This window comes from Candidatus Eremiobacterota bacterium (assembly GCA_031082125.1).
Lineage (GTDB): Bacteria > Vulcanimicrobiota > CADAWZ01 > CADAWZ01 > Ess09-12 > Ess09-12.
The window spans coordinates 110,212-131,158 of record JAVHLM010000006.1 but is presented as its reverse complement, the minus strand read 5'-3'; the positions used below and the strand labels follow the sequence as shown (position 1 = coordinate 131,158).

The window sequence follows — 20,947 nt, the reverse complement described above, 5'->3', positions numbered from 1 at the left end:
ACATTGATGAGAAAGAGGATTCTTGCAGGCGCTTTGATGGCTTTTGTGCTTGTGGTGGCAGTAGCTGTGCTCCCCATATGCCCGGCCGAGAAGAAAAGTGGGGGGGGGGCTCAGGCAGGCGAGTTCCAGGCGCTCCATGACGAGGTGCAGATAGGCAACCTCCTTACGGGGCTCTACCTTACATCAGAACAGGTGGCAAAAATCGCCCCTCTCTCGGCGGAAGCCGAAAGAGAGAGAGAGCATTTCGCTCAGGTGAAGGAGGAGTTCGCCCGTGAGAGCCTGCCGGTGCTCAAGAACCTCCGCGACGAGGTAATGAGGACGGGCGACGCGAGCGAGGAGACCAAGAGGCTCCATAATGTGATAAAATCCCGCTTCGATCGCGAGGAGGAAGCCTACAGGGACACGATGAAAAGCCTCAACGGGAAGGTGCAGGCCCTCCTCACGGACAACCAGAGGATAATCGTGGCGGAATACAAGCCCTGCCTCATCCCTGTAAAGAGCATCTCGAACCCCGAGCGCATCGGCCAGTCTGGCGACAATGAAGGAGCAGTGAAGCTTCTCACAAGGGCCCGCGAGCTTCCCGAACAAGCGCTTCACCGCATGAAGGAGAAAGCCGCAGCCCGCATCCAGAAAAAGCTCAAGAAGGAGATCCCGGAAAAAGAGATCCCGGCCTTTATGGAAAGCATCTCCCAGACTATTGACAAGGCCCGCGCAATGAGTGATGATGAGTTTGAGCTCAGGAAGGGCGAGCTTGCAGCGAAGCTTATGCCGCCCTCAAAGCATGAAGACCCTGAAAAGGCTCTCTTTTTCAAGGTCGATCGCTTTCTTCTGAATCCACGCTTTGCCGCCGTCGCGGCCATGAAAGCCCCGCATGCCGGCACCGCAGGAATACAGGATGCCGCCGGGAAGTCCTCCCGGGCGAGCAAATGAACGAAGATCGCTCTTATTTTGTCTCCTCGCCTGGTGAGGCGGCTGTGGCTGAGGGGAAGGACTGCCTGATGAAGATATCGCTCACCGCTATCCCTGTAAAGGAGAAGCCGATTCCCTCCTTCTCATAGACCATCTTGAAGGTGGCTTTCTCCTGCGGAGGCGCCGGGTAAAGCGAGTACGAGCTTCCGTACTCGGCGATGACCTCGCCGGGGCTTGATGCCTCGGCCATGATTCTCTTCTCGGTGATGAAGCGCCTGTCCTGGCAGCTCAGCTGGCTGATGGCCCCCTTTTCATCCACAAAGGCGAGTATGCGGTACTTCTTGTGGGTATAGAGCATCTCTTTTGTCACGGCAAGGGCCATGCCCTCACCAAAGTCATTTTTCACGGTCTCAAAGGGTGTCCCCAGCTTGATGCTCCCGATTTTTTCTCCAGGCGTCACCATCTTGTCGGCAAAGAGATCGAGAGGGAGCTTGTCCTTGCCCTCTGGAGCCTTCGCAGATCCCAGTGAGGCAATAATCTTATTTGCTTTATCCATCACGGCGCGGGCCATATCCTTGCTCTTGAAGTCACCATAGGGCACGGGGAAGTACTTGAAGAAGAAAAAGTAAGGCTGCTCGTTCTTGGCCTTTTCAAAGTCGAAGTCGCAGGTGCTGTCATAGAGGAGGCATGCAAGGAAATACCGGAGGGCCTCGTCTTGCTTCTTGTCACAGAGCTGTGCCTCGCCTATGAGCCTGTTTATCTCGGCATCGGCAGGACTGATGGCGAGCTCTTTCATGAGGACGTCAAGGGCGTTCCTGGCATCATTCTTTGCGATATAAAGGGAGGCGAGCTTCTGTGCCTGGCCTGGAGAGGGACTCTTTTCCATGGAGCTCTTCTGCGCCTCGATGGCTTTCTCCAGATCGCCCTTTTTCTCGTAGCACTCGATGAGCCCCTGGAGGGCTCCCGGATTGTCGGGAGAATACTTCAGCACCTCGTTGAACTCTTCGGCGGCCTTATCGTATGAGCCGCTCGCGATGCTTTCCCGGGCCAGTTTCATGTGTTTTTTCGCCTGGGCGGCAGGATCGAACATGCCGCACCCTGCGAGAAGCCCCAGCAGCATGACGGCCAGGCACCAGTGGGCCCATTTCCTTTGAATCACCATAGTACCCCCTTGTAGTGACGTGGTAAGCGAAATTTCTCTTTTTCACCTCTTTTTCCTCCAAGGAAGAGGAGAAATATCTCCTGTGGGGAAAAAGCATGGAAATATTCTCAAGGAGGGATCAAGGTGAGGATCCTTATAATCGGAGCCGGTGCCATAGGCACCATGCTGGGAGTGAGGCTTACGCTCTCAGGCAAGGAGGTCACCTACCATGATCGCCCTGAAGTCATCGCCGCCCTTGCAAAAGACGGCCTTTCCATGGTAGTTGACGGGAAAACCCACAGAGTATCGCAGGTGAGGACCGATGGAGACCTCTCCGGTGGCCTTCGCCGGGTGCCCTATGACCTGGCCATTCTCTGTGTCAAGGCCTATCATACTGAAGAGGCCGTCAAGAAGCTTGACAGGAGCCTCTTCACCTCCCTTCTCACCATCCAGAACGGCGTAGGAAATGAAGAGTTTCTCATTTCCAGGTTTGGTGCCGATCAGCTCTTCTCTGGAGCCATCACGCTTCCAGTAGGAAGGAACCCGGCAGGGGTCCCGGAAATTGCCAATGCAAGGGGAGGAATCGGCGTGGCGCCGGTAAGGAAAGGCGATTCCTGCGAGGAAGTGCTCACCCTTTTCAAGAGGGCAGACTTTGTGACGAGGATCTACGGGGACTACAGGGCCTTGAAATGGTCAAAGCTCCTCATCAACATGCTGGGCAACGCCGCATCAGCCTTGCTCGCCGTGCCTCCTCAGGAGATCTTTTACGACAGGCGCCTCACGGGAATTGAAAAGGAGGCCTTTCTGGAGGCCCTTGAAGTGATGAAAAAAATGAAGATCGCCCCCGTGGACCTTCCCTCATACCCCGTGAGGCTCATTGCCCTTCTCTTTTCCCTTGCCTCGCCTACCATGCTGGAGGTTATCGTGAACAGCCAGAAATCCATGTCGCGGGGCTCGAAGATGCCCTCCCTTTACCTGGACCTTGAAAGCGGCTCGGGATCTTCGGAGGTGGAGGTGCTGAACGGCGCCGTGGCGAGAGAGGGAGAGCGCCTTGGCGTTCGGGTCCCCGTCAATAAATTTCTTTACAGGACTCTTGATGCCATGGCAAAGGGCCGCATTCCCCGTGATCGCTTCAGGGGAAAGAGAGAGGAGTTCCTCGAGGCACTCCTCGAGGCGCGGGAAGGGAAAGGGGATGCCCCTTAGGCCCCTCTCCCCGGGCCTCTCAGTGCCCTGTGTCTGTGTCCTTTGGCTATGTCACATGCCTGTGCGCCATGTCTATGTCTCATGTCTGTATCCATTGTCTGTGTCTTGTGTCTGTATCAATTGTCTGTGTCTCATGTCTGTATCCACTGTCTGTGTCTTGTGTCTGTATCAATTGTCTGTGTCTCATGGCCAGGTCCTGTGTCTGCGTCCTGTTTCCCCCTCCTCTCCCTGTTTCACCCTGCCGCGGCCTTTTATCGAGAGCGATGACCTCATCCATCACCCCAGGCCCGAAATATGTCCCCGGAAATCCGGCAGGAATTTTCCCGTGGCGCGAGAATGTTAGCACGATTATTTTCCCGCCCCGCCGGCGGGAGCCCGGGGAGGTACGAGAAATGGCCAGGCTTACAGGAAAAGAATGGCTTACCCTCAAGGAGGCAAGTGAGCTTACAGGGAAGAGTCTTAATGCCGTGAGACTTCTTGTTCACAGGAAAAAAATAGACGGGGTGAAGAAGGTCCAGGAGCAGGGCAGATCCTACTGGGTCATCCACCGCGACGCCCTGGGGCAGCTCTCCGGTGACCTTCCCAAGGTGAAAGAGGGCGACGTGCTCAGGGTGAAAGAGGGCGACGCTCCCAATGCAAAATGTGAGCTCTGCACCCTCAGGAAAAACGGCGGCGACCCGGCAATATGCGCAGAAATATGTCTTGCCGATCCCGACATAGGTGACGCTCTTCCGGAAAGGCCGGACATATATCACCGGCAGGAAGATCAGGAAAGCCCTGATGAGCGACATGGGTCAGAAATGCTTGAGGCCTCTGTTGACGGGGAAAAGAAGAGGATATATGTCGTTGAAGACGAGACCCTGCCCTCCCAGGATGATCTCGTGGAGCCCTCTGTTCCCCTTGAGCACTATGAGCGCAGGCAGAAAGAATGGGAGAAGGAACGCGACGGTCTTATGCAGGGCCTCATGATGTACCGCTTCAAGTTTGAGGAGCTTGACAGAAAGATGAAAGTCCTCCCTGCGCCCCCCGAGTATGTGAGCGCAAAGATAGAGGAGCTTGAAAGCCAGCTTGCCGAAGAATCAAGGGAGAAGGATGTTCTTGTGTCGGAGCTGGGTAACAAGCTCACGACCCTTTTCATCGATGAAGAGAAAAACAGGGAGCATTACGAGACCAGGGTGAAGGATTACGAGCACTCCCTGGCGGAGCTGAAAAAGAGGCTTGAGGAAGAAGAGCGGGCAAAAGAAGCCCTCAGGTGCCAGATGGATGAGGCGATGCATGAGCTCAGGGAGCGGCGGAAGCCCTGGTGGAAAAAAGTGCTCCGCACCGGAGCAAAGAAGCATTAGACGTCAAATTTCTTCAGCGTCGGCGTGATGGCGGCGGCAATAATAATCAGGATTCCCCCGAAGGCCACGGTCATCGCCTGGTTTCCCCCGAGGAATTTCATAATCAATGTTCCCAGCCCCAGGGAGACACAGATTTCCGGTATCACTATGAACATGTTGAATATTCCCATGAATATGCCGTACTGAGCCTTGGGGAGGTGCTCCACGAGGATCACGTAAGGCATGGCCACAATGGAGGCCCAGCCTATCCCGGCGGCCACCATGGGGAAATAGAGGTGGTGGGGGTTGTGGATGAAGGGCACCGAGAAGAGCCCGATGCCGCATATCAGCAGGGCAAGGGCGTGGGTATGGACCCTGCCCAGGTATTTCACGAAGAAGGGGATCATGAGCGCGAAGAGGGGCGTCGCCACGCCTTTCACCAGCATGGTGTGGGCTCCCCACCGGATGCCCTTGTCATAGAGCTCTGAATGGGGATCTGAGGCGCCGAAGACATAGTGGGCCACGGCCACCGTGTAGAACATCCACATGCAGAAAAGGCCCATCCATGTAAAGAACTGCACCAGTGCGAGCCTCTTCATCACCGGCGGCATGGCCAGGTAGCACTCCCTGGTCTCCCTGAACCACTGGGCAAGAGCCTCGCCCGGAGGGACTTTCTGCTTTATCTCCTCAATGTTATCAGGAGGATATTCCGGCGTGGTGGAAACGGTCCAGAGGATGCACACAAGGTAGATGGCGGCACAGAGATAGAATGAGAGATGCATAGACGTGGGGCCTATTGAGGAAAGGGATGGGTACATCTTCAGCAGATCCAGGGAGGCAATATAGTTGCCCACAATCGTTCCGAGCCCGATCATGAGGCTCTGCATGGCGTATCCCGTGGGGCGCTGCTTCGTGTTGAGCTTGTCTGCCACGAATGCCCTGAAGGGCTCCATGCTGATATTGAGGGAGGCGTCCAGGATCCAGAGGCACCCGGCGGCCATCCAGAGGGCCGATGAGTTGGGCATGAGCAGCAGGGCAATGGTGGCGAGAAGCGCCCCGGTGAAGAAATAGGGCCTCCTTCTCATCTTGAGGCTCTCTATCCACGTCTTGTCGCTCATATAGCCTATGATGGGCTGGATGATGAGGCCCGTGGCGGGTGCCGCAAGCCACAGAAAGGGGATCTGCTCCGGTTGGGCGCCGAGCTTCTCGTAAATTGAGCTCATCCTGGCGAACTGGATCTCGAAGCCATGCTGGATTCCAAAGAATCCGATGCTCATGTTGATGATCTGCCAGACGGTCAGATCGGGCTTTTGCTTTTCCATGGGCGCTCCTTTACTTCCTTACGAGAGTTTTGCAGGCTTTTACCAGCCTTGCCGCCGCCGTTTTCGTGCTTTCAATGGGAGGCACAAGGGCGAAGCGCACAAAGCCTTCACCGGGATTGGTACCGTCGGGAAGCGGTACGGCGAGCGCCGGTCCCGGCGTCACCACGACCGCGACATCCTCCTCCAGCAGGCGCGCCGCGAACTCCGCCGAGCGTATGCCTTCGGGGATAGGCTGCCAGAGGTAGAAGGTGCCGCCTGAGTAGCCCTCGCGGAGACCCATCTCTTTGAGGGCGGCCTTGAGGATGTTCCTCTTTTCGCGGTATTCCTCTCTCATGGCGGCGACGTGGTCATCATCGGCCAGGGCTGCCGCCGCCGCTTTCTGGACAAAGGTGGCACACCCCGAGTCCATGTTCTCCTTGGCAAGGAGGAAAAGCCTTATCAGCTCGGCATCGCCGGCCATGAAGCCTACGCGCCATCCTGTCATATTGCTTCTCTTCGAGAGGCTCTGGAAGACGATTATGCCCTCTTTCCCGTATTGAAGGAGGCTTTCAGGAGCCTCGTCATGATACATTTCGGTGTAGCACTCGTCGGAAGCGATGATTATGTTGAAATCCCTCGCAAACTCCAGCAGCTCATTGTAAAATTTCCTTGTGGCAAGCACTGTGGTGGGATTGTTGGGATAGTTGACCCATATGATCTTGGCGTCCTTGGCGGCATCGGTGGAAATTGAGGAGAGATCAGGGAGAAACCCCTTTTCCTCGAGAAGGGGAACGAGATGAACCCTCTTGCCGGCGGCAAGGGCGCCGCTGTAGTAAGGTGGATAGCCCGGCGTGGGCACCAGAACGCCTCCCCCTGTCACGCAGCCCGGGAAGGCAAAGACGGCCTCCTTGGCGCCCAGCGAGGGGAAAAGCTCCCTGTCAGGGTCAAGAGTGACGGCAAAGCGTCTGCGCATCCACGAAACCACGGCCTTCCTGAAGTCCAGGCTTCCCCTGTTCTCGGGGTAGCCTGCGCTTCGAAGCTCCTTCATCGCCGATGAGGCGGCTTCAATGATGAAGTCCGGTGTCGGTGCCGTGGGATCGCCGATGGAAAAATCAATGACCTCGACGCCCTTTTTCCTGAGGGCCTCCTTCTTTTCCCGGAGCGCGATGAAAGGGTAGCGGGGAATGCTGGAAAGCCATGGTGCTGGCGTTGCGGTGACTTTTTTCATGGGGGTGTCCTCCTTGGAAGCTCCCAGAGACTTCGTGACGGGGGGCCTTTATCCTGCCTCATTTCCGACTCCCGGCCCCGGAGAGCCGGAGCCCTGCCTGCCCTTTTTTCGTCGGTCCCGGACATGTTAACAAAAGGTTAATTTTTTCCAAGATGCGCGAGAGAGCCCTTTTTGCGGTATAATATGGTCGTACAGAGATTTTCCATGAAAGGAACGGTTGGCACCCATGGCAGATTCAATAGGACGTCTCACGCCCCACTCCCCTCTCCCCGCCTATCTTGAAAAAGGTGAAGCAAAGAAAGCGAAGGAGGAAAGTGCAGGAGTCTCCCGGGCAGATGGCTTTACCAGGGCCGATGACACCAAGGAGCTCACCCAGTCAATTCTTCAGAAGCTCTGCAGCGAAGCTCCCGTCGGAGAGTCGAAGCTCCTGGGGAACACAAGGATTCTCCCCGACAACTTTGGCAGGGTAAAGCACCTCGCGCTCCAGCTCTCAAGCTACGTGGGCGGCTCTATGCGTAACGATGTGCTCACTGCCTATAAAACGGTCTTCAAGAATATGGAGCCCGACACGAAGTTCACCATGGTCGTCGAGAGCGACAGGGACAGGAAGGATATTGAAAAAGTCATCAAGGACAACAATATACCCAATCCCGAGCGTATCCAGTTCATCCAGCCACCAAACCTTTCTCTCACGGTGTGGGCCCGCGACCAGATGATTGGCATGTATTTCCCCGCCGATGACTCCAAGACGGCCCTCCTCAACCAGACCACCTTCCATAGCTGGCATAACGAGGATACCCTTGTGCCGCCCTACATCGCTGATAAGTATCCCAGCATCGTCCTTGATCAGGAGAAGCGGATCGTCACCGACGGCGGCGAGGTGGTGTCCACCAAGAACGAGACCTTTGTCGGGAACTTCTCCATTGCCGAAACTGCCGAAAAGCTCAAGGAGCTCGGCAGAAAGGATGAATCCTTCGCATCGCTGATAAGGAACCATTACGAAAAGAAGACCGGCAAGGAGGTGCTCACCGCCGACGACAAGAGCCTCTTCCCCTGGAAGATGGTGCCGAGGGAAGTGGAGCCGGGAATGCATGAGCATCCCTTCAAGCTCGAGGTGAACCCCGATTACAAGAAGCCGGAGCTCCGGGCCAATCAGATGGCCGAGGGGGACATGTGGATAAAGGCGGCAAAAGAGCTCTTCCAGAAAGAGTTCGGCCAGAAGATAGTGGTCATGGGCGAGGATGACCCCTCGACACCCGAGGTGGAGGGTCCTGCCAATGACCACCTTGACATGGCCATTACCCCCTTTGACGAAAAGACGGTGGCTGTCGGTGACCCGAGCCTGGTGAAGAGGGCTCTTGACAAGATGACGCCTTCGCGGCGCATCGAGGTCCTCGGCAAATTGTCGGACATTGTGGGGAAGACCCTCACCGAGGCCGATTTCCAGGATCCGGAAAAGGGGAACAACAGGGAATATCCCAACCAGCAGCGTGATTTTGATAAGTATGCGAAAAACCTCGAGAAGCAGGGCTTCAGGACTGTCCGCATGCCTTACGCCGAGCCCAGCTGGAGCGCACCCAACGTCACCTATACGAACTGCCTCCAGGAGCAGTTCACCAAGGATGACGGCACCAGGGTGAAGCGGGTGTTCCTGCCGATCTTCAATATCCCCGAGCTTGACAATCAGGCGCTGGGCACTTACAAGAAAGAGGGATTCGAGGTATTCCCCATCCCCATGCCGAACCTTGCCACGAGGAAGGGTGCGCTGCGGTGCATCAGCCAGTGGCTTGACCGTTCCCACAAGTAATCGGGGCTGATGAGAGCGAATGACAAGGGACTCCTTTCGGGGTCCCTTTTCCTATGGAAGGGGGTGCATGCCATGGAGTTCTCTTACCTCGAGTTTGAAAACCGCCACAGGGGCTCGAGCTCTCAGGTGAAGCGCGAGCAGGAGGGGTATCTTCGCTTTTTCGAGGGAAAGTCAAGGATAGTGGACATCGGGTGCGGCCGCGGCGAGTTTCTTGAGCTTCTTGTAGGGCGCGGTGCCGCCAGCGCCTACGGGGTAGAGATAAATGACGAGATGCGCCTTCATGCCGGGGAAAAGGGCCTCACTGTGCTTGGTGAGGAAGGGCTTTCCCACTTAAAAGGCCTCCCTTCGGGGAGCCTGGAAGGTATTTTCCTCTCCCATGTGGCAGAGCATCTCCATCCCAGGGACCTCATGGCTCTCGTCGCCGAGAGCCACCGCGTCCTTGCGGAAGGCTCCTTCTTTGTCGCCGAGACCCTCAACCCGGGCTGCCTCTTCAGCCTCGGTCCCTATTTCATGGATCCCACCCATGTGGCGCCTGTCCATCCCCTCACCTTGAAATTCATACTTGAAGCTGCGGGGTTTCATTCTCTTGAGTTTCTCTATCGCCAGTATCTGCCTCCGGAGTTTCTCGAGCTTGAGCCCCTTCCTCCCGGCCCCGGGGCCCCCACTGCGCTGGAAGAGGCATACCGCAAGACGGTCTTCAGGCTCCAGCTCATAATCAACGCGGCCTTCAAGGACTTTATTTACTCCGTGGCAGCCCGGAGGTGATATGCTGAAAATTGCCCTTTTTGAGGCCTACGATCCTTCAAGGAAAGACCGTGTCTTCTACCCTCTCGGGCTTGCCTCACTTGCATCCCATGTGAAAAAGGCTTTCCGCGGTGTTTCGGTGCGCATCTGCAGGGACCGTGAAGAGCTCCTGTCGGCAAAACCCTCCATGGTGGGCATCTCGTCCACCTCGCCGGCCATACCTTTTGCCGTGGCCATGGCCCGTGAAGTGAAGGAGGAGCTCGGCATCCCCGTGATCCTTGGAGGAGCCCATATAAGCACCCTTCCTGAGAGCCTTGCGCCGCTCTTTGATGCCGGCGTCATTGGCGAAGGTGAAGCCACCTTCGCCGCCCTTGTCGATCTTTTTTTGAAAGAGGGGAAGCTTTCCCCTTCATCATTGATCGAGAGAGAAGGAATTGTCTTTCACGACGGCTCTTCGCTGCGCAAGACACCGCACCGCGCTCCCATCGCCGATCTTGACAGCCTGCCCTTCCCCGAGCGGGCATGGACCGGCGTCGTTTCACAGGTGCAGTGGCTCTTTTCATCGCGGGGGTGCCCGGCACGGTGCGCTTTCTGCGCATCGTCGGCAATCTGGAGGGGATACAGGCTTCACAGCCCCGCATACGTGGCCAGGGAAGCAGGCGAGCTTGTGAAGCGCTTCAATTCCCCATTCCTTATCTTTATGGATGACCTCTTTGCCGTGAGCCAGGAGCGGGTGGAAGCCGTCGCTGCCGCCCTCAAGGAGGTGGCAGGCCCGTCTTTCTCCTCGACGGTGACCCTCCGGGCCGACAGGGCAACGGAGTCCCTTTGCGGGGCTCTCAGGGCCATGGGCGCCGGCTTTGTGCATATTGGCATTGAATCGGCATCGGACAGGGTTCTCGCGAAGCTGAAGTGCGGCACCACGACAGCGGCACAGAACCAGAAAGCCCTTGATGTCGCGAGCGCCGCCGGCCTCTCGCCCGTGGGCTCCTTCATCATCGGCGCCCCCGGCGAGGAGGAAGAGGACCTTGAGGCGACCTACCGTTTTATCGAGCGAAATCTTGCAAGGGGCACCATGAAAAGCTTTTCCTTCAGCCCCCTTGTGCCTTTCCCTGCCACGCCCGTCTGGCATGACGCCAAGGATCGGGGCCTCATCGATCCCCTCGCGATGGACTGGCCTTCTCTTGATATTGACGTGAGGACTTTTACCGGCGAGCGGTACATGCTCCTCAACGACAGGATGAGCCACGACCGTTTCATGTATCATTTCCGGAGAATGAAAGATCTTTTTGACCACGTCCACTGATTTTCGGGTATATTTTAGTGTATAATAGAGAGAGAGCCCTTTACCATGAGGCCCCTTGTCGTGATAAGTATATGGGGTACTCTGTCCTTCAGGACGTACACATAAAAGGAGTTGGTCACATGTCAGAGGAAATCAGGTCCGTTGACGGGTATGGCACCATGCAGCCTGTAAGCCCTTACTCCGGGGGAGGAGAAGTGGCGCAGGCGCCCGCCCCGGGATCGGAAGCAGTCCAGATGACGCCTGCCATGGAGGAGGCCCAGCAGTTAGCCTGGCTTCCCGGCGAGCAGCCTTCATCAGAGATAGCGGCCCTTCCCCAGGATCAGCAGCTTCCCCAGATAATGAAGCTTCTTGACGATCCAGGGGCCCACCAGCAGTTCTGCTCGGAGTTCCATGATTACATGCAAAGGGTGAACCCTGACCCTCAGCTCATGCCTCCGGGAACGGAGCAGGGGATGAAGATGCCCGGCGGCGGCGGCGGCCTTCCCATGATACCGGGGCTGGGGAACAAGGGCACCGATTATGACCAGCTCCAGAAGGATGCCTCGCAGAAGGAGAGCCAGCAGCTCCTGGACAGCCTCGGCGGTAACGGCGCGGACCTGAACCTCTCGGGCTCACTCGACGACAGGATCTCCCAGCTCCAGAGCGCCGTCCAGCAGCTTGAATCCAGGAAGGGCGAGCTGGAGAACATCATCTCTCAGCTCGAGCAGGAGATATCGCAGCTCGAGCAGGAGATAGAATCCCTCGAGAACGAGAAGAGCGAGGTTGAGAACCAGAAGAAGCAGAAGGACCAGGAGCTCAACCAGGCAAAGCAGGAGCAGCAGAAGCTCCAGAACCAGAAAAACCAGCTCAAGAACGAGGAGAGCCAGCTCCAGTCACAGAAATCTTCGCTCCAGGGGCAGATATCGAGCCTTGGGACCCAGATTACCCAGATGACGGCCCAGATAGGGACCATGAGGGCCTCGGCGGCATCGCTCCATGCCCAGGCGGCGGCACTTGCGGCAAACCCTTACACGGCTGCCGCGGCGGTAGCGGCAGAGGCGGAAGCGGTATCCCTCGATACCCAGGCGGCGGCGCTGGAGGTGCAGAAAAACCAGCTCATGGTGCAGAAGCAGCAGGCCGAATGCCAGCTCCAGCAGGTGGAGGCCCAGCTCCAGCAGAACCAGGCCCAGCAGTCTCAGGTTGACACCCAGCTCCAGCCCATCGAGAGCAAGATCAACACCCTCCAGCAGGAGGTGGCGCAGCTTGATCAGAAGCTCCAGCAGATCGAGGAGCGCCTCGCCGAGAAGAAGGACAAGCTCGCCGAGAAGAAGCAGGACCTCGCCGACAAGAGGGCCGAGCTCTCCCAGGTGAAGGTGAAGCTCGCCAAGGCGAAGCAGCTGCTTGACGAGCACACGGCCATGAAGGGCCAGATCCCGGGAAGCCAGGGCGGATCAGGGAGCTCCTCGAACAACCCCGGCAATACCTCGGCCAACACCACCGATTACGGCGGGCTCCTCATGGGGCTCGGCATGCTTGGCGGCGGCTCCGGGCTCAAGATGGGCGAAGGCGGAGATGCCGCCGGTACGCCCGCCGGTGCGCCCATGGGGGGGGGGAGCGCCCAGGAGGTCCAGGAGCAGCGGGCCAAGGAAGTAGTGGCGTCATTGCCCTCGCCGGGCGGGCCCATTGACATGAGCGGCCGGAAGCCCGATCCCACCGTGAAAGTCTCCCAGTACGGCACCAATGCCACGCAGGCCCAGGTGGAGCAGATGCTTGAAGAAGTAGCGGCAAAGCATGGCATCCCCCAGGAGATAATGAAGGCCGTCGCCTGGAACGACAGCAAGTTCAACGTGAACACCCAGGCTTCCGACAGTGACATCCGCGGCGCCGTCCAGGTGAATCCCGACATCAACCCCGACTATGACGTGGCCCGCGGGAACAAGAACCCCGCCTACAATATCGAGTTTGCCGCGAGGCGCCTCAGGGACAACTTTGAAGCCTCAAGCGACTGGAAAATGGCCACATCGAGGTTTTACGGCGCCGATTCTGCCACGGGGGGCATGGGGACACAGATCATGGCCATGGCGGCCAACAGGCCATGGGAGGGCTCGGGAACGGGAGGAGCCCAGGCAGTGAACCCTTCTGCCATAAGAAGGGCATAGCGCCGCCATCTCTCACATGAACATGGAGACGTCGCCTTTGCCTTCACGGACCACTTTCGGCACCTCCTCGGTGAGGTCCAGCATGGAAGAGGGCTCCGAGACCAGCACGCCGCCGTCTATGACCATGTCGAGCATGTGGCCGAATTTTTCCTCTATTTCACCGGGATCGCTCATGATCTCCTGGGCCGTCACCGAGGCGCTCGTGCTGATGATGGGGCTGCCGAGCTCCCTCACGATGGAGAGACAGATAAGGTTGTCGGGCACCCTGATGCCTATCGTCCTTCTCTTGGTGAGCATGATCTTCGGAACGACCCTCGTGGCGGGAAGCACGAAGGTGTAAGGTCCGGGGATGAGCTTTTTCATGATCTTGTAGGCCGAGTTGGAGACCTGCGCATAGATTGAGATATCCTTCAGATCGTTGCAGATGATGCTCAAAGGCTTGTACCGGGGCATCTTCTTTATCTGGTAGACTTTCTCTATCGAGGCCTTGTTGAAGAGATCGCAGCCCATGCCGTAGATGGTATCGGTGGGATAGGCGATGATTCCGCCGTTCTTGAGCAGCTCCACCACTTTCTTTATTGTCTTCTGAAGCGGGTTCAATGGATCGAGTTCCACTATCATGGAGGCCACCTCCCTTGGAACGCACCGGTGTGCAGGTTTTGCCGATAATCCCTGATAGTTCTTTGCCCGGGAGGGGAAACCCTTCCAATGGGGAAAATGTCCTCCCGCTCCCTTGAATGTGCCGATTTGGTAACATCTTGGCAACATTCTCTTATTGCATTTTGGCCCTCTATCTGATAAGATTAAACTACATGTTTATTCATATTTTATGAACAGGGGGATGATGCGATGAATATCAATCAAAATATGAACGTGACGGGGACACCGGCTCCCTCGCAGAGCAGGCCTTCCCAGGCGCCCTCCCAGGCGCCTCAGGAAAAGGAGCTTATAGAGACCACTGATGTCTTCGAGGCGGGGAAGCAGCTCAAGGAGCTCGGCGACAAGGAGATCTCGCGGGGCCAGAAGCTCCAGGAGGAAGGCTTCGCCCTTATCGGCAAGGGAGTCAAGAACGTGATGGAGGGCCTTGAGAAGGAAAAGCAGGGCACCGCCAAGGTCGATGAAGGCACACAGCAGGTGGCCGGAGGCCAGAAGCTCGAACAGGAAGGCGTACAGGACATCACGGCCGGATCGGTGAAGCAGCAGGAAGGCCATAAGCTGGAAAAGGATGGCATTGCCGCCTTTGGGGAGGGCCTCAAGGCCGATGCCAAGGCGCAGGCCAAGAAAGGGTGCGGCACAGAGCAGATAGCAAGGGCTCTTGAATGCGAGGGGAAGGCCATCGCCACCGAAAAGGAAGGCATAGCGGCCATTACGGAAGGCATCGTCGTCGGCGAGCAGGGAGTGCTCAAGGAGCAGGAAGGTCTCAAGGGCGTAGCCTTGGGCATCGGGAACGAGAAGGCAGGGCAGCAGGATGTCAATACCGGCGTGGGCACCTTCAAGGTCGGCTCTGACACCGTCACCAAGGGCGACGCCCTCGTGGCCGCTGCAAAGCAGGATTATGCCGAGGCTGAAGCCCTCGACAAGGAGAGCAATCTTGCGGCCACCGAGAGTTTTACCCTCAAAAAATCGGCAGTCACCAAGCAGAAGGAAAGCGACAATATGGTCTATAATGCCGAGCTGAAGGAAAAAGAGGCGCAGAAAAAAGAGGGTGACAGCGCCGTAAAGATAGCACAGTCCATCGTTGAAGAGGAAAAGTGCAAGAAGACAAATCTTTTGGCCGATCTCTTCCTGAAAAAGGCCGAGGTTGACAAGAAGGCAGGCCAGGACCTCTCCGGGCTCCCTCTCTTTGCCGGTGAAGGCGCCACGTCCACTGCCGAGGGGATTCTCTTCCAGAACGTGGGGACCCTGAGGGGCGAAGAGGCAAAAACCTACCATATGAAGGCCGTGGCCCTGCAGACAGAGGCCGAGGCGCTCCAGGCCCAGGCGGGAACCCTCACCCAGGAGGCGAAGGAGCTGCGCGTCCTGGCTGAAAAGCTTGCCCTTGAAGCGAAAGATGAGATGGGCAAATCCAACGAGCTCAAGGATACCGCCCAGGAGAAGAAGAAGATGGCCAACGAGACAAGGAAGAAGGCCATAGCAGAAGAGAAGCAGGGCAACGAGCTCATGGCCAAGGGCATGACCGACAAGACCACGGGCGAGACGCAGATGAAAACAGGCGTTGAGAAGGAAAAGGGCGCCCAGGCTGAGCAGAAGAAGGCTCTCTCTGATGTCGAGGCAGGCGATGCCCTCGTCACGAAGGGGCTTGAGCAGAAGCAGGCCGGTGCCGCCAAGATAACGGCAGCCCACGGCCAGCAGGCCCATGCCCTCGGGAAGCAGAAGGAGGGGCTTGAGAAGGTCAAGACCGGGAGCGGTGAGACTGATGCTGCCCTCGTGGCGAAGAAGAAGGCCCTGGAGCAGATGACCTCGGGCGACAAGCTTGAGGATGAGGGAATTGCCCTCCAGACCGGCGGCCTCGGCAAGGTGAAAACCGGCGATGCCCAGGAGCACGAGGGTATGGAGAAGGTCAAGGAAGGCGAAGCCAAGATTGCTGACGGTACCAGGCAGAAGCGCGAAGGCACCGAGGAGGTTGACAAGGGCGTGCAGACCGACAAGGCAGGCGCCGTGGTCCAGGAGAAAGGCCAGGAGTACCTCAAGATGGCGGAAGAGATCCCCTTCCGCATCGCAGGTCAGTAGACGCCGTCACCAGCACGTTAAAGAGGAGGCCTCAAGCCTCCTCTTTTCATTTCCCAGAGCAGTGCCGGGCCACTATCACAAGCTCTTCACCTTTCAGGCTCTTTTCAAGGTGCCTTGAAAGGGGTGTCAAGAGCAGGTCCATGGGCGCCATGAGCACATCGGCCCCTTTGAGATAAGCCTGGAGAAGGGCCACAAGGGGAGCTTTTCCCCTGCCGCTCCCGCCAGTCACCCTGGTTCTCGCGCGGTAATAGATGCCGCTCATCTTGAGAAGCACTATGGGCAGGTAGAAGGAAAGCTGTGTCGCGAGGGAAAGTGAAAAGCTCCGCCGGGAAGAGATCTCGCAGATCTCGAGGCCGCACTTTTCCAAGAGAAGCGCCATGGTGCGGGCGTTGAAATGGAAGAGGTGAAAAGGGGGCTGGAACCATTCCCAGTATTTCCCCAGGACTCCTGCGGCGGCGCTCCCGAAATTGGGCACGGTGATCAAGAGGGAGCCTCCGGGGGAGAGAAGGCTTTTCGCCTTGCTCACCATGGCCACGGGATCAGGAAAATGCTCAAGGGTGTGAAGCATGGTGATGAAGGAAAAGGTCCGCCCCGGCGGGTATTCCTCGAAAGGCCCGTAAAACACGGGAAGAGGCGGTGAGGCCCCCCTTCCCTCCTCGCGGAGCTCGACACCCTCGGCGGCAAATCCCCTCCTTTGGGCCTCCAAAAGGAAATGGCCTCCCGATGAGCCTATGTCAAGAAGGGAGGCGCCTTCTTCAGGCTTCGGGCCCATTTTCAGGAAAAGCTCCTCCTCCCGCCTGGCGGGAATACCAAGAAGCTTTGCATAGGCGCCCCGGTAAAGGCTCTTCAGTTCCCCGGGATCGGGGAGGGGATCGAGAAAGACAAGCGTGCAGGCCCCGCAGCGCAGGTAACCAGAGCCCGCAATGGTGCAGAAGGAGAAGGCGCTTCCCCCGCAGAGAGGGCAGGCACTGTTTTGCGGCAACAGATCCTCCTCTTAAAGGTTTTTTCCCCGTCTTACAGAATTTCATACACTGCCATGGAAGAAAGAAAAATCCCCCGCTACGCTTTTATTGATGCCGCCCGCGGCCTGGCCCTCCTCGCCATGGTGGTGGTCCATGCCTTTGATTTCTGGATGGACACACAGAGCGAAAGCTTCGGGAGCTTCCTGTGGAAGGGCGCCAACTTCGTCGGCTCCCTTGCGGCCCCCCTTTTTCTATTTCTCGTGGGCTTCAACGTCTTCCTTTCTGCGCGGAAGATCAGGATCAGCGCGGATAAGCCGGGCACCGAGATCTTTATGCGGAACTTTTTCAGGGGCTGGGCCATCTTTTTCTCGGGGTATATCTTCAACTATCTGATGTTCTGCCTTCCCGACACCAAGGGCCATCCTCTCTCAGAGACCTTCATGATCGTGCAGATTCTTCACCTCATAGGGCTCTGCCTCGTACTGTTCTCTTTCGTGGCTCCCCTTGGGAGGTACAGTGTGGGGCTCTGCCTTGTTCTTGCCCTCTTCTTCGGCTCCTTCGGCCCCGTGTTCTGGGAGATGAAGCTCCCCCCGTCGTATTTTCTCACCCTCCTGAGGGGCCTTCCCATGGAGGCCTATTTCCCCCTTTTCCCCTGGGCCTTTTTCCCTTTCATGGGATACTGCGGGGCCTGGGCCTTTTCCAGGGCTCATAAGGGCGAGAACCTTTCGGGGTTCATGGGGATGGCTTTCATGGCAGGGTCGGCGCTGATCATCGGCTCACTGGGGGTGCTGGTCCTGGAGGGCCGGCTTGTCAATCTGCTGGCCATGGCTTACGATGAGAAAGCCTTCTTTCATATGGAGCTGCCACTGCTGGCCTTCTGGCTGGGAATGGCGGCCCTCTCACTTGCAGCCCTCTATCATATCAGGGAGGTCAAGCAGGCCCGGGGGCCTGTCATGAGAACTCTTGAGGACTTCGGCAAGGCCGCCTTTTTTCTCTTTTTCTTCCATTACCTGGTTTTCCGATTCACCGAGCCTCTCGGCCTCACCAGGGGCTGGTACCAGGGCACTCTGTCGGCGCCCCTTGTGGCAGCCCTTCTCCCCTTCCTTCTCGTGCTCTGCGCCTTTGTATGCCGGGGATGGCTCACCCTCAGGGTGCCCCTTTTGAAGCGTCTTTACCGGGAGCGGCCGCAGGGTGCTCCTTGACGAAAAGGAGAGGATCACAGGTGTTCTTTTTCACCTGCTCCTGCTCTTCCAGGCGGTTCACCGGGTGCAGGGGGCTCGTATAGGGATAGGCGCCGCCCGATGAGGGGTAATAGGGGAAGGGGTTCCTGTCAATCTGGAAGTGGAGGTGGGGATAGGGACTGCCGCTTGCCCCTGAGTAACCCGCGAACTCCCCTCTCTTGACCATGCCGCCTGTCTTGATGAAGCCGGAGAGATGGCCGTACACTGAATACAGTTTCCCGGCGCCGGGCACCTGGTGGGCGATGACCAGCAGGTTTCCCCACCCCTCGCGCCACCCGGCAAGGATCACCGTTCCTGCCGCGACGGCCTTCACCGGGGTGCCCACGGGCACGGCGATATCCACCCCCGGGTGCGACCCCGACCCCGTGGCCCGGGTCGCGTAGATTTCAGTCTCCCTGGCGCCAGCCGCCTTGTAGTTTTTCGGGAAATAGTAATACGATCCGCACCATACCGTATCAAGGGGTATGCGGGAAGGAGAAGGGCCTTTCTGGTAAGAGACTCCTTCCACAGGCATGACACAGCCGTCAAAGGCGGGAGCTTCCGCCATGAGGGCCTCATCGGGCGGAAGTGAAGGAATTTCCACGCCGCCGTGCTTTCCGGCCGGTGCCGAACTCTGGTAGGCAAGGTAGAGCACAAAGGCAAGAAACAGCGAAATGAAGGCGGTTTTAAGATATTTCATCATCGACTCCGCGGGGAGCATCTCTTCCTAAGGATGAGGGAAAAACCTCCAGGATTCCCAGGGCCAACTTCTCCTGAGAGGCTCCTGATCCCTCTGTACGTGATATTCGTGGGGATGCCTTCTTATTCCCTTCATGGGAAATCTTTGAAAATTCTATAAAATTGTGTGAAATAAATTGATTTTTTCTGCGTAATATAGTATAAATAAGAGGTGAGCCTCATGAAACGACAATGGGCCTCGGATGGTAAGGGGACCCGTGGCGGGTGCGCATTGTCTTAAGGCTCCCGAAAGGTCATTCAGGGTGGGAATAGGTAAGCGGAGGAGATGAGAAATGAAAAAGACCATTCTCATATGCCTTGCAGCGGCAGCCCTGCTCTGCCTGCCGTGCATGGCATATGGACAAAGCATCGACGGCATCAAGATAGTCGCCTCGCCGAAGGATACGTCGGGAAAGCTCCTTTATTTCCAGGTGACGGGCACCACAGAGGGCAGAACCCTCTTTCTGGGCACATCCCTCTATCCGCCCCAGTACACGAACCGCCTGAAAGAGGGCTTCCATGAGCTTGTGCCCGTGACGGGCAGTTTTACCAAGTACTGGGAAGTGCCTGAAAAATATTATGGCGGTGTCTTTGAAGCGGCTCTCTGGGGGGAGAAGGTGCCGAAGAGCAAGTGCAACGTGGCAGACTGCTTCGCCTGCGGCAAGTTCGGCTATCACCCCGAGAAGATGCAGGATTATGCCTCGGGGACACTCCTTGCGGCGGGCGCCCTGAAGCTGAAGATTGCCGTTGCCGAGCAGTCCGATATGCTCGTCGTCACCGTCTCCGGCGAGGCGAACAACGGAGGCGCCTACCTCGGCTCTTCGTTCTACCCGAAGGATTACAAGGACATCTTTGCCGAGGGAAGCCATGACTGCCGCCAGGTGAGCGGCGCTTTCAAGGAGGTCTACACGGTCCCCAGAAAGTTCAGGGAGGGGAAATACGAGATAGCCCTCTGGAAAAAGAAAATCCAGCGCAGCGCCTGCACCAACAAGGCCTGCATCTGGTGCCAGAACCTCGGATACCACCTCTGGTGGCTTCTTTTCTCAAAGAGCGGCAAGCTGGACATATCTACACCATAGAAATTGTAAGGAGGAGAGCTATGCTCGATCTCAGGAAACTTCTCAGGCTTCAGGAAGAACCTCATATTTACCTCGACGATCTGGAGGTGCACCGGATACTCACCGAGCACCGCAGGGAATACTTCGATCACTTCGAGGAGGGCTTCAGGTTCTGGGCAGCCCACCCCGACAAGCTCATGCTCACGCCCAAGCAAATCTATTACAGCCCGGGCATGCGCGGCGACTTCAGGGTCATGCCCTGCCAGATGCACCGGGAGGGCGGCTCGGTGAACATCGTGAAGCTCATCGGCACCAATGAGGAGGAAGAGCTCATCAAGGACAAGATTTCCGTGGGGAAGGCATTTCTGTTCCACCCCAGGGATAATTTCATCATCGGCGTCTTCGATGCCTGTGTCCTCTCGTCGGTGCGCACCGGGGCCTGCGCGGCCCTGGGCTTCAAGCACCTCGGGAAGGGCGCCCGCCGCGTCGGCATCATAGGCTGCGGCCGCTGCGGGTATTACTCGGCGGAGTTTATCCACCAGCAGGGCACGGTGGAGAAATTCCTCTGCTTTGACACCAATGCGGTGAATCTTGAAAACTTCAAGGAGCTCGCCAAGGTGCGGAACATTCCCTGCGAGTTTCCCCGGACCCTGGAAGAGGTAAAAAAGGGCTCCGACGCCCTGGTCCTCTCGACGTACTCGCCTTCACCCCTTGTCTCGGGAAGCGATCTTGAGAAATACGGCCTGCGCTTCATCTCAAGCTCAGGTGCCGACGCCGACAACCTCTCGGAGATGGAGGAGGATGTGCCGCGCCATGTGGGGAGGATATTCGTCGATGTAGTTCACTCCCTGCGCTGCGCCGATCTGAAGCGCTGGAAGCAGAAGGGGCTCATCACCGACGACACCGTCGTGGAGCTCAGGGAAGTGATAGGCGGCGCCTTCAAGCCTGAAGAAACCCATAATATCTTTGTCACTACGGGATTTGCATATCTTGACCTTCTCACCATTGACTATCTCTACTCCTTTGTGGCGCAGAAGAAGAACGGGACGCTGGTGAAGAACTGAGAACCCTGCCGGAGCCTGCGGCGAAGGCGAGCACTGCAAGAGGAATTCCCCCGAAAAAGGGGAATTTCTCTTTCTGGCA

The 20,947-nt window shown here is 57.4% G+C and carries 17 protein-coding genes; 11 read left to right on the top strand and 6 right to left on the bottom strand.

Annotated elements, in window-relative coordinates; genetic code table 11:
- Positions 1–6 precede the first annotated feature (6 nt).
- The gene (locus tag RDV48_08770) at positions 7–930 is read left to right on the top strand and encodes a hypothetical protein (GenBank protein MDQ7822871.1); all 924 of its coding nucleotides are present in this window, start codon (positions 7–9) and stop codon (positions 928–930) included.
- Positions 931–943: 13 nt separating this feature from the next.
- Here the strand turns inward: RDV48_08770 and RDV48_08765 are convergent, their stop codons facing one another.
- Positions 944–2,071 carry a tetratricopeptide repeat protein gene (locus RDV48_08765; protein MDQ7822870.1) on the bottom strand — a complete coding sequence of 376 codons (1,128 nt, stop codon included), beginning with the start codon at positions 2,069–2,071 and terminating at the stop codon, positions 944–946.
- Positions 2,072–2,194: 123 nt separating this feature from the next.
- On the opposite strand from RDV48_08765, the gene RDV48_08760 reads away from it, so the two are divergent.
- Both RDV48_08760 and RDV48_08755 read left to right on the top strand, forming a co-directional pair.
- On the top strand, positions 2,195–3,253 hold the full coding sequence (locus RDV48_08760) for a 2-dehydropantoate 2-reductase (GenBank protein ID MDQ7822869.1): 1,059 nt from the start codon (positions 2,195–2,197) through the stop codon (positions 3,251–3,253).
- A 392-nt stretch (positions 3,254–3,645) separates the two neighbouring features.
- On the top strand, positions 3,646–4,596 hold the full coding sequence (locus tag RDV48_08755; GenBank protein ID MDQ7822868.1) for a helix-turn-helix domain-containing protein: 951 nt from the start codon (positions 3,646–3,648) through the stop codon (positions 4,594–4,596).
- On the opposite strand, the gene RDV48_08750 is transcribed toward RDV48_08755, so the two are convergent.
- Both RDV48_08750 and RDV48_08745 read right to left on the bottom strand, forming a co-directional pair.
- Positions 4,593–5,897, bottom strand: coding sequence for an MFS transporter (locus RDV48_08750; GenBank protein ID MDQ7822867.1), 1,305 nt, complete (start codon positions 5,895–5,897; stop codon positions 4,593–4,595). The two genes, RDV48_08755 and RDV48_08750, sit on opposite strands and share 4 nt — an antisense overlap.
- A 10-nt stretch (positions 5,898–5,907) precedes the next feature.
- On the bottom strand, positions 5,908–7,104 hold the full coding sequence (locus tag RDV48_08745) for an aminotransferase class I/II-fold pyridoxal phosphate-dependent enzyme (protein MDQ7822866.1): 1,197 nt from the start codon (positions 7,102–7,104) through the stop codon (positions 5,908–5,910).
- A gap of 226 nt (positions 7,105–7,330) precedes the next feature.
- Between RDV48_08745 and RDV48_08740 the strand changes: the two genes are divergently transcribed.
- From RDV48_08740 to RDV48_08725, 4 genes are all read left to right on the top strand, one after another.
- On the top strand, positions 7,331–8,911 hold the full coding sequence (locus RDV48_08740; GenBank protein ID MDQ7822865.1) for a hypothetical protein: 1,581 nt from the start codon (positions 7,331–7,333) through the stop codon (positions 8,909–8,911).
- A gap of 72 nt (positions 8,912–8,983) precedes the next feature.
- Positions 8,984–9,676 carry a class I SAM-dependent methyltransferase gene (locus RDV48_08735; GenBank protein MDQ7822864.1) on the top strand — a complete coding sequence of 231 codons (693 nt, stop codon included), beginning with the start codon at positions 8,984–8,986 and terminating at the stop codon, positions 9,674–9,676.
- Between the two features lies 1 nt (position 9,677).
- A complete protein-coding gene (locus RDV48_08730; protein MDQ7822863.1) occupies positions 9,678–10,958 on the top strand; it encodes a radical SAM protein in 1,281 nt (426 codons plus the stop codon).
- 119 nt (positions 10,959–11,077) lie between these two features.
- The gene (locus tag RDV48_08725) at positions 11,078–13,096 is read left to right on the top strand and encodes a hypothetical protein (protein ID MDQ7822862.1); all 2,019 of its coding nucleotides are present in this window, start codon (positions 11,078–11,080) and stop codon (positions 13,094–13,096) included.
- 12 nt (positions 13,097–13,108) lie between these two features.
- Here the strand turns inward: RDV48_08725 and RDV48_08720 are convergent, their stop codons facing one another.
- Complete coding sequence (locus RDV48_08720; protein MDQ7822861.1) at positions 13,109–13,717, bottom strand: L-threonylcarbamoyladenylate synthase; 609 nt, start codon at positions 13,715–13,717, stop codon at positions 13,109–13,111.
- A gap of 228 nt (positions 13,718–13,945) precedes the next feature.
- On the opposite strand from RDV48_08720, the gene RDV48_08715 reads away from it, so the two are divergent.
- The gene (locus RDV48_08715) at positions 13,946–15,826 is read left to right on the top strand and encodes a hypothetical protein (GenBank protein MDQ7822860.1); all 1,881 of its coding nucleotides are present in this window, start codon (positions 13,946–13,948) and stop codon (positions 15,824–15,826) included.
- 46 nt (positions 15,827–15,872) lie between these two features.
- Here RDV48_08715 and RDV48_08710 read toward each other — a convergent pair whose 3' ends face one another.
- Positions 15,873–16,808, bottom strand: coding sequence for a class I SAM-dependent methyltransferase (locus RDV48_08710; GenBank protein ID MDQ7822859.1), 936 nt, complete (start codon positions 16,806–16,808; stop codon positions 15,873–15,875).
- Positions 16,809–16,862: 54 nt separating this feature from the next.
- Here RDV48_08710 and RDV48_08705 point away from each other — a divergent pair, with 54 nt between their 5' ends.
- Entirely contained in the window at positions 16,863–17,990 is a 1,128-nt protein-coding gene (locus tag RDV48_08705; protein MDQ7822858.1) for a heparan-alpha-glucosaminide N-acetyltransferase domain-containing protein, read from the top strand.
- Here the strand turns inward: RDV48_08705 and RDV48_08700 are convergent.
- The gene (locus RDV48_08700; protein MDQ7822857.1) at positions 17,935–18,711 is read right to left on the bottom strand and encodes a M23 family metallopeptidase; all 777 of its coding nucleotides are present in this window, start codon (positions 18,709–18,711) and stop codon (positions 17,935–17,937) included. The genes RDV48_08705 and RDV48_08700 overlap by 56 nt on opposite strands.
- A 328-nt stretch (positions 18,712–19,039) precedes the next feature.
- Between RDV48_08700 and RDV48_08695 the strand changes: the two genes are divergently transcribed.
- On the top strand, positions 19,040–19,825 hold the full coding sequence (locus RDV48_08695; GenBank protein ID MDQ7822856.1) for a hypothetical protein: 786 nt from the start codon (positions 19,040–19,042) through the stop codon (positions 19,823–19,825).
- Positions 19,826–19,845: 20 nt separating this feature from the next.
- Positions 19,846–20,868, top strand: a complete 1,023-nt coding sequence (locus RDV48_08690; protein ID MDQ7822855.1) for a hypothetical protein — start codon at positions 19,846–19,848, stop codon at positions 20,866–20,868.
- Positions 20,869–20,947 lie beyond the last annotated feature (79 nt).

Excerpts from the sequence above, each read along its gene's own strand:
- RDV48_08770 (MDQ7822871.1), top strand. The coding sequence starts at position 7 with ATGAGAAAGAGGATTCTTGCAGGCGCTTTGATGGCTTTTGTGCTTGTG.
- RDV48_08765 (MDQ7822870.1), bottom strand. The coding sequence starts at position 2,071 with ATGGTGATTCAAAGGAAATGGGCCCACTGGTGCCTGGCCGTCATGCTG.
- RDV48_08755 (MDQ7822868.1), top strand. The coding sequence starts at position 3,646 with ATGGCCAGGCTTACAGGAAAAGAATGGCTTACCCTCAAGGAGGCAAGT.
- RDV48_08750 (MDQ7822867.1), bottom strand. The coding sequence starts at position 5,897 with ATGGAAAAGCAAAAGCCCGATCTGACCGTCTGGCAGATCATCAACATG.
- RDV48_08745 (MDQ7822866.1), bottom strand. The coding sequence starts at position 7,104 with ATGAAAAAAGTCACCGCAACGCCAGCACCATGGCTTTCCAGCATTCCC.
- RDV48_08740 (MDQ7822865.1), top strand. The coding sequence starts at position 7,331 with ATGGCAGATTCAATAGGACGTCTCACGCCCCACTCCCCTCTCCCCGCC.
- RDV48_08735 (MDQ7822864.1), top strand. The coding sequence starts at position 8,984 with ATGGAGTTCTCTTACCTCGAGTTTGAAAACCGCCACAGGGGCTCGAGC.
- RDV48_08730 (MDQ7822863.1), top strand. The coding sequence starts at position 9,678 with ATGCTGAAAATTGCCCTTTTTGAGGCCTACGATCCTTCAAGGAAAGAC.
- RDV48_08725 (MDQ7822862.1), top strand. The coding sequence starts at position 11,078 with ATGTCAGAGGAAATCAGGTCCGTTGACGGGTATGGCACCATGCAGCCT.
- RDV48_08720 (MDQ7822861.1), bottom strand. The coding sequence starts at position 13,717 with ATGATAGTGGAACTCGATCCATTGAACCCGCTTCAGAAGACAATAAAG.
- RDV48_08715 (MDQ7822860.1), top strand. The coding sequence starts at position 13,946 with ATGAATATCAATCAAAATATGAACGTGACGGGGACACCGGCTCCCTCG.
- RDV48_08705 (MDQ7822858.1), top strand. The coding sequence starts at position 16,863 with ATGGAAGAAAGAAAAATCCCCCGCTACGCTTTTATTGATGCCGCCCGC.
- RDV48_08700 (MDQ7822857.1), bottom strand. The coding sequence starts at position 18,711 with ATGATGAAATATCTTAAAACCGCCTTCATTTCGCTGTTTCTTGCCTTT.
- RDV48_08695 (MDQ7822856.1), top strand. The coding sequence starts at position 19,040 with ATGAAAAAGACCATTCTCATATGCCTTGCAGCGGCAGCCCTGCTCTGC.
- RDV48_08690 (MDQ7822855.1), top strand. The coding sequence starts at position 19,846 with ATGCTCGATCTCAGGAAACTTCTCAGGCTTCAGGAAGAACCTCATATT.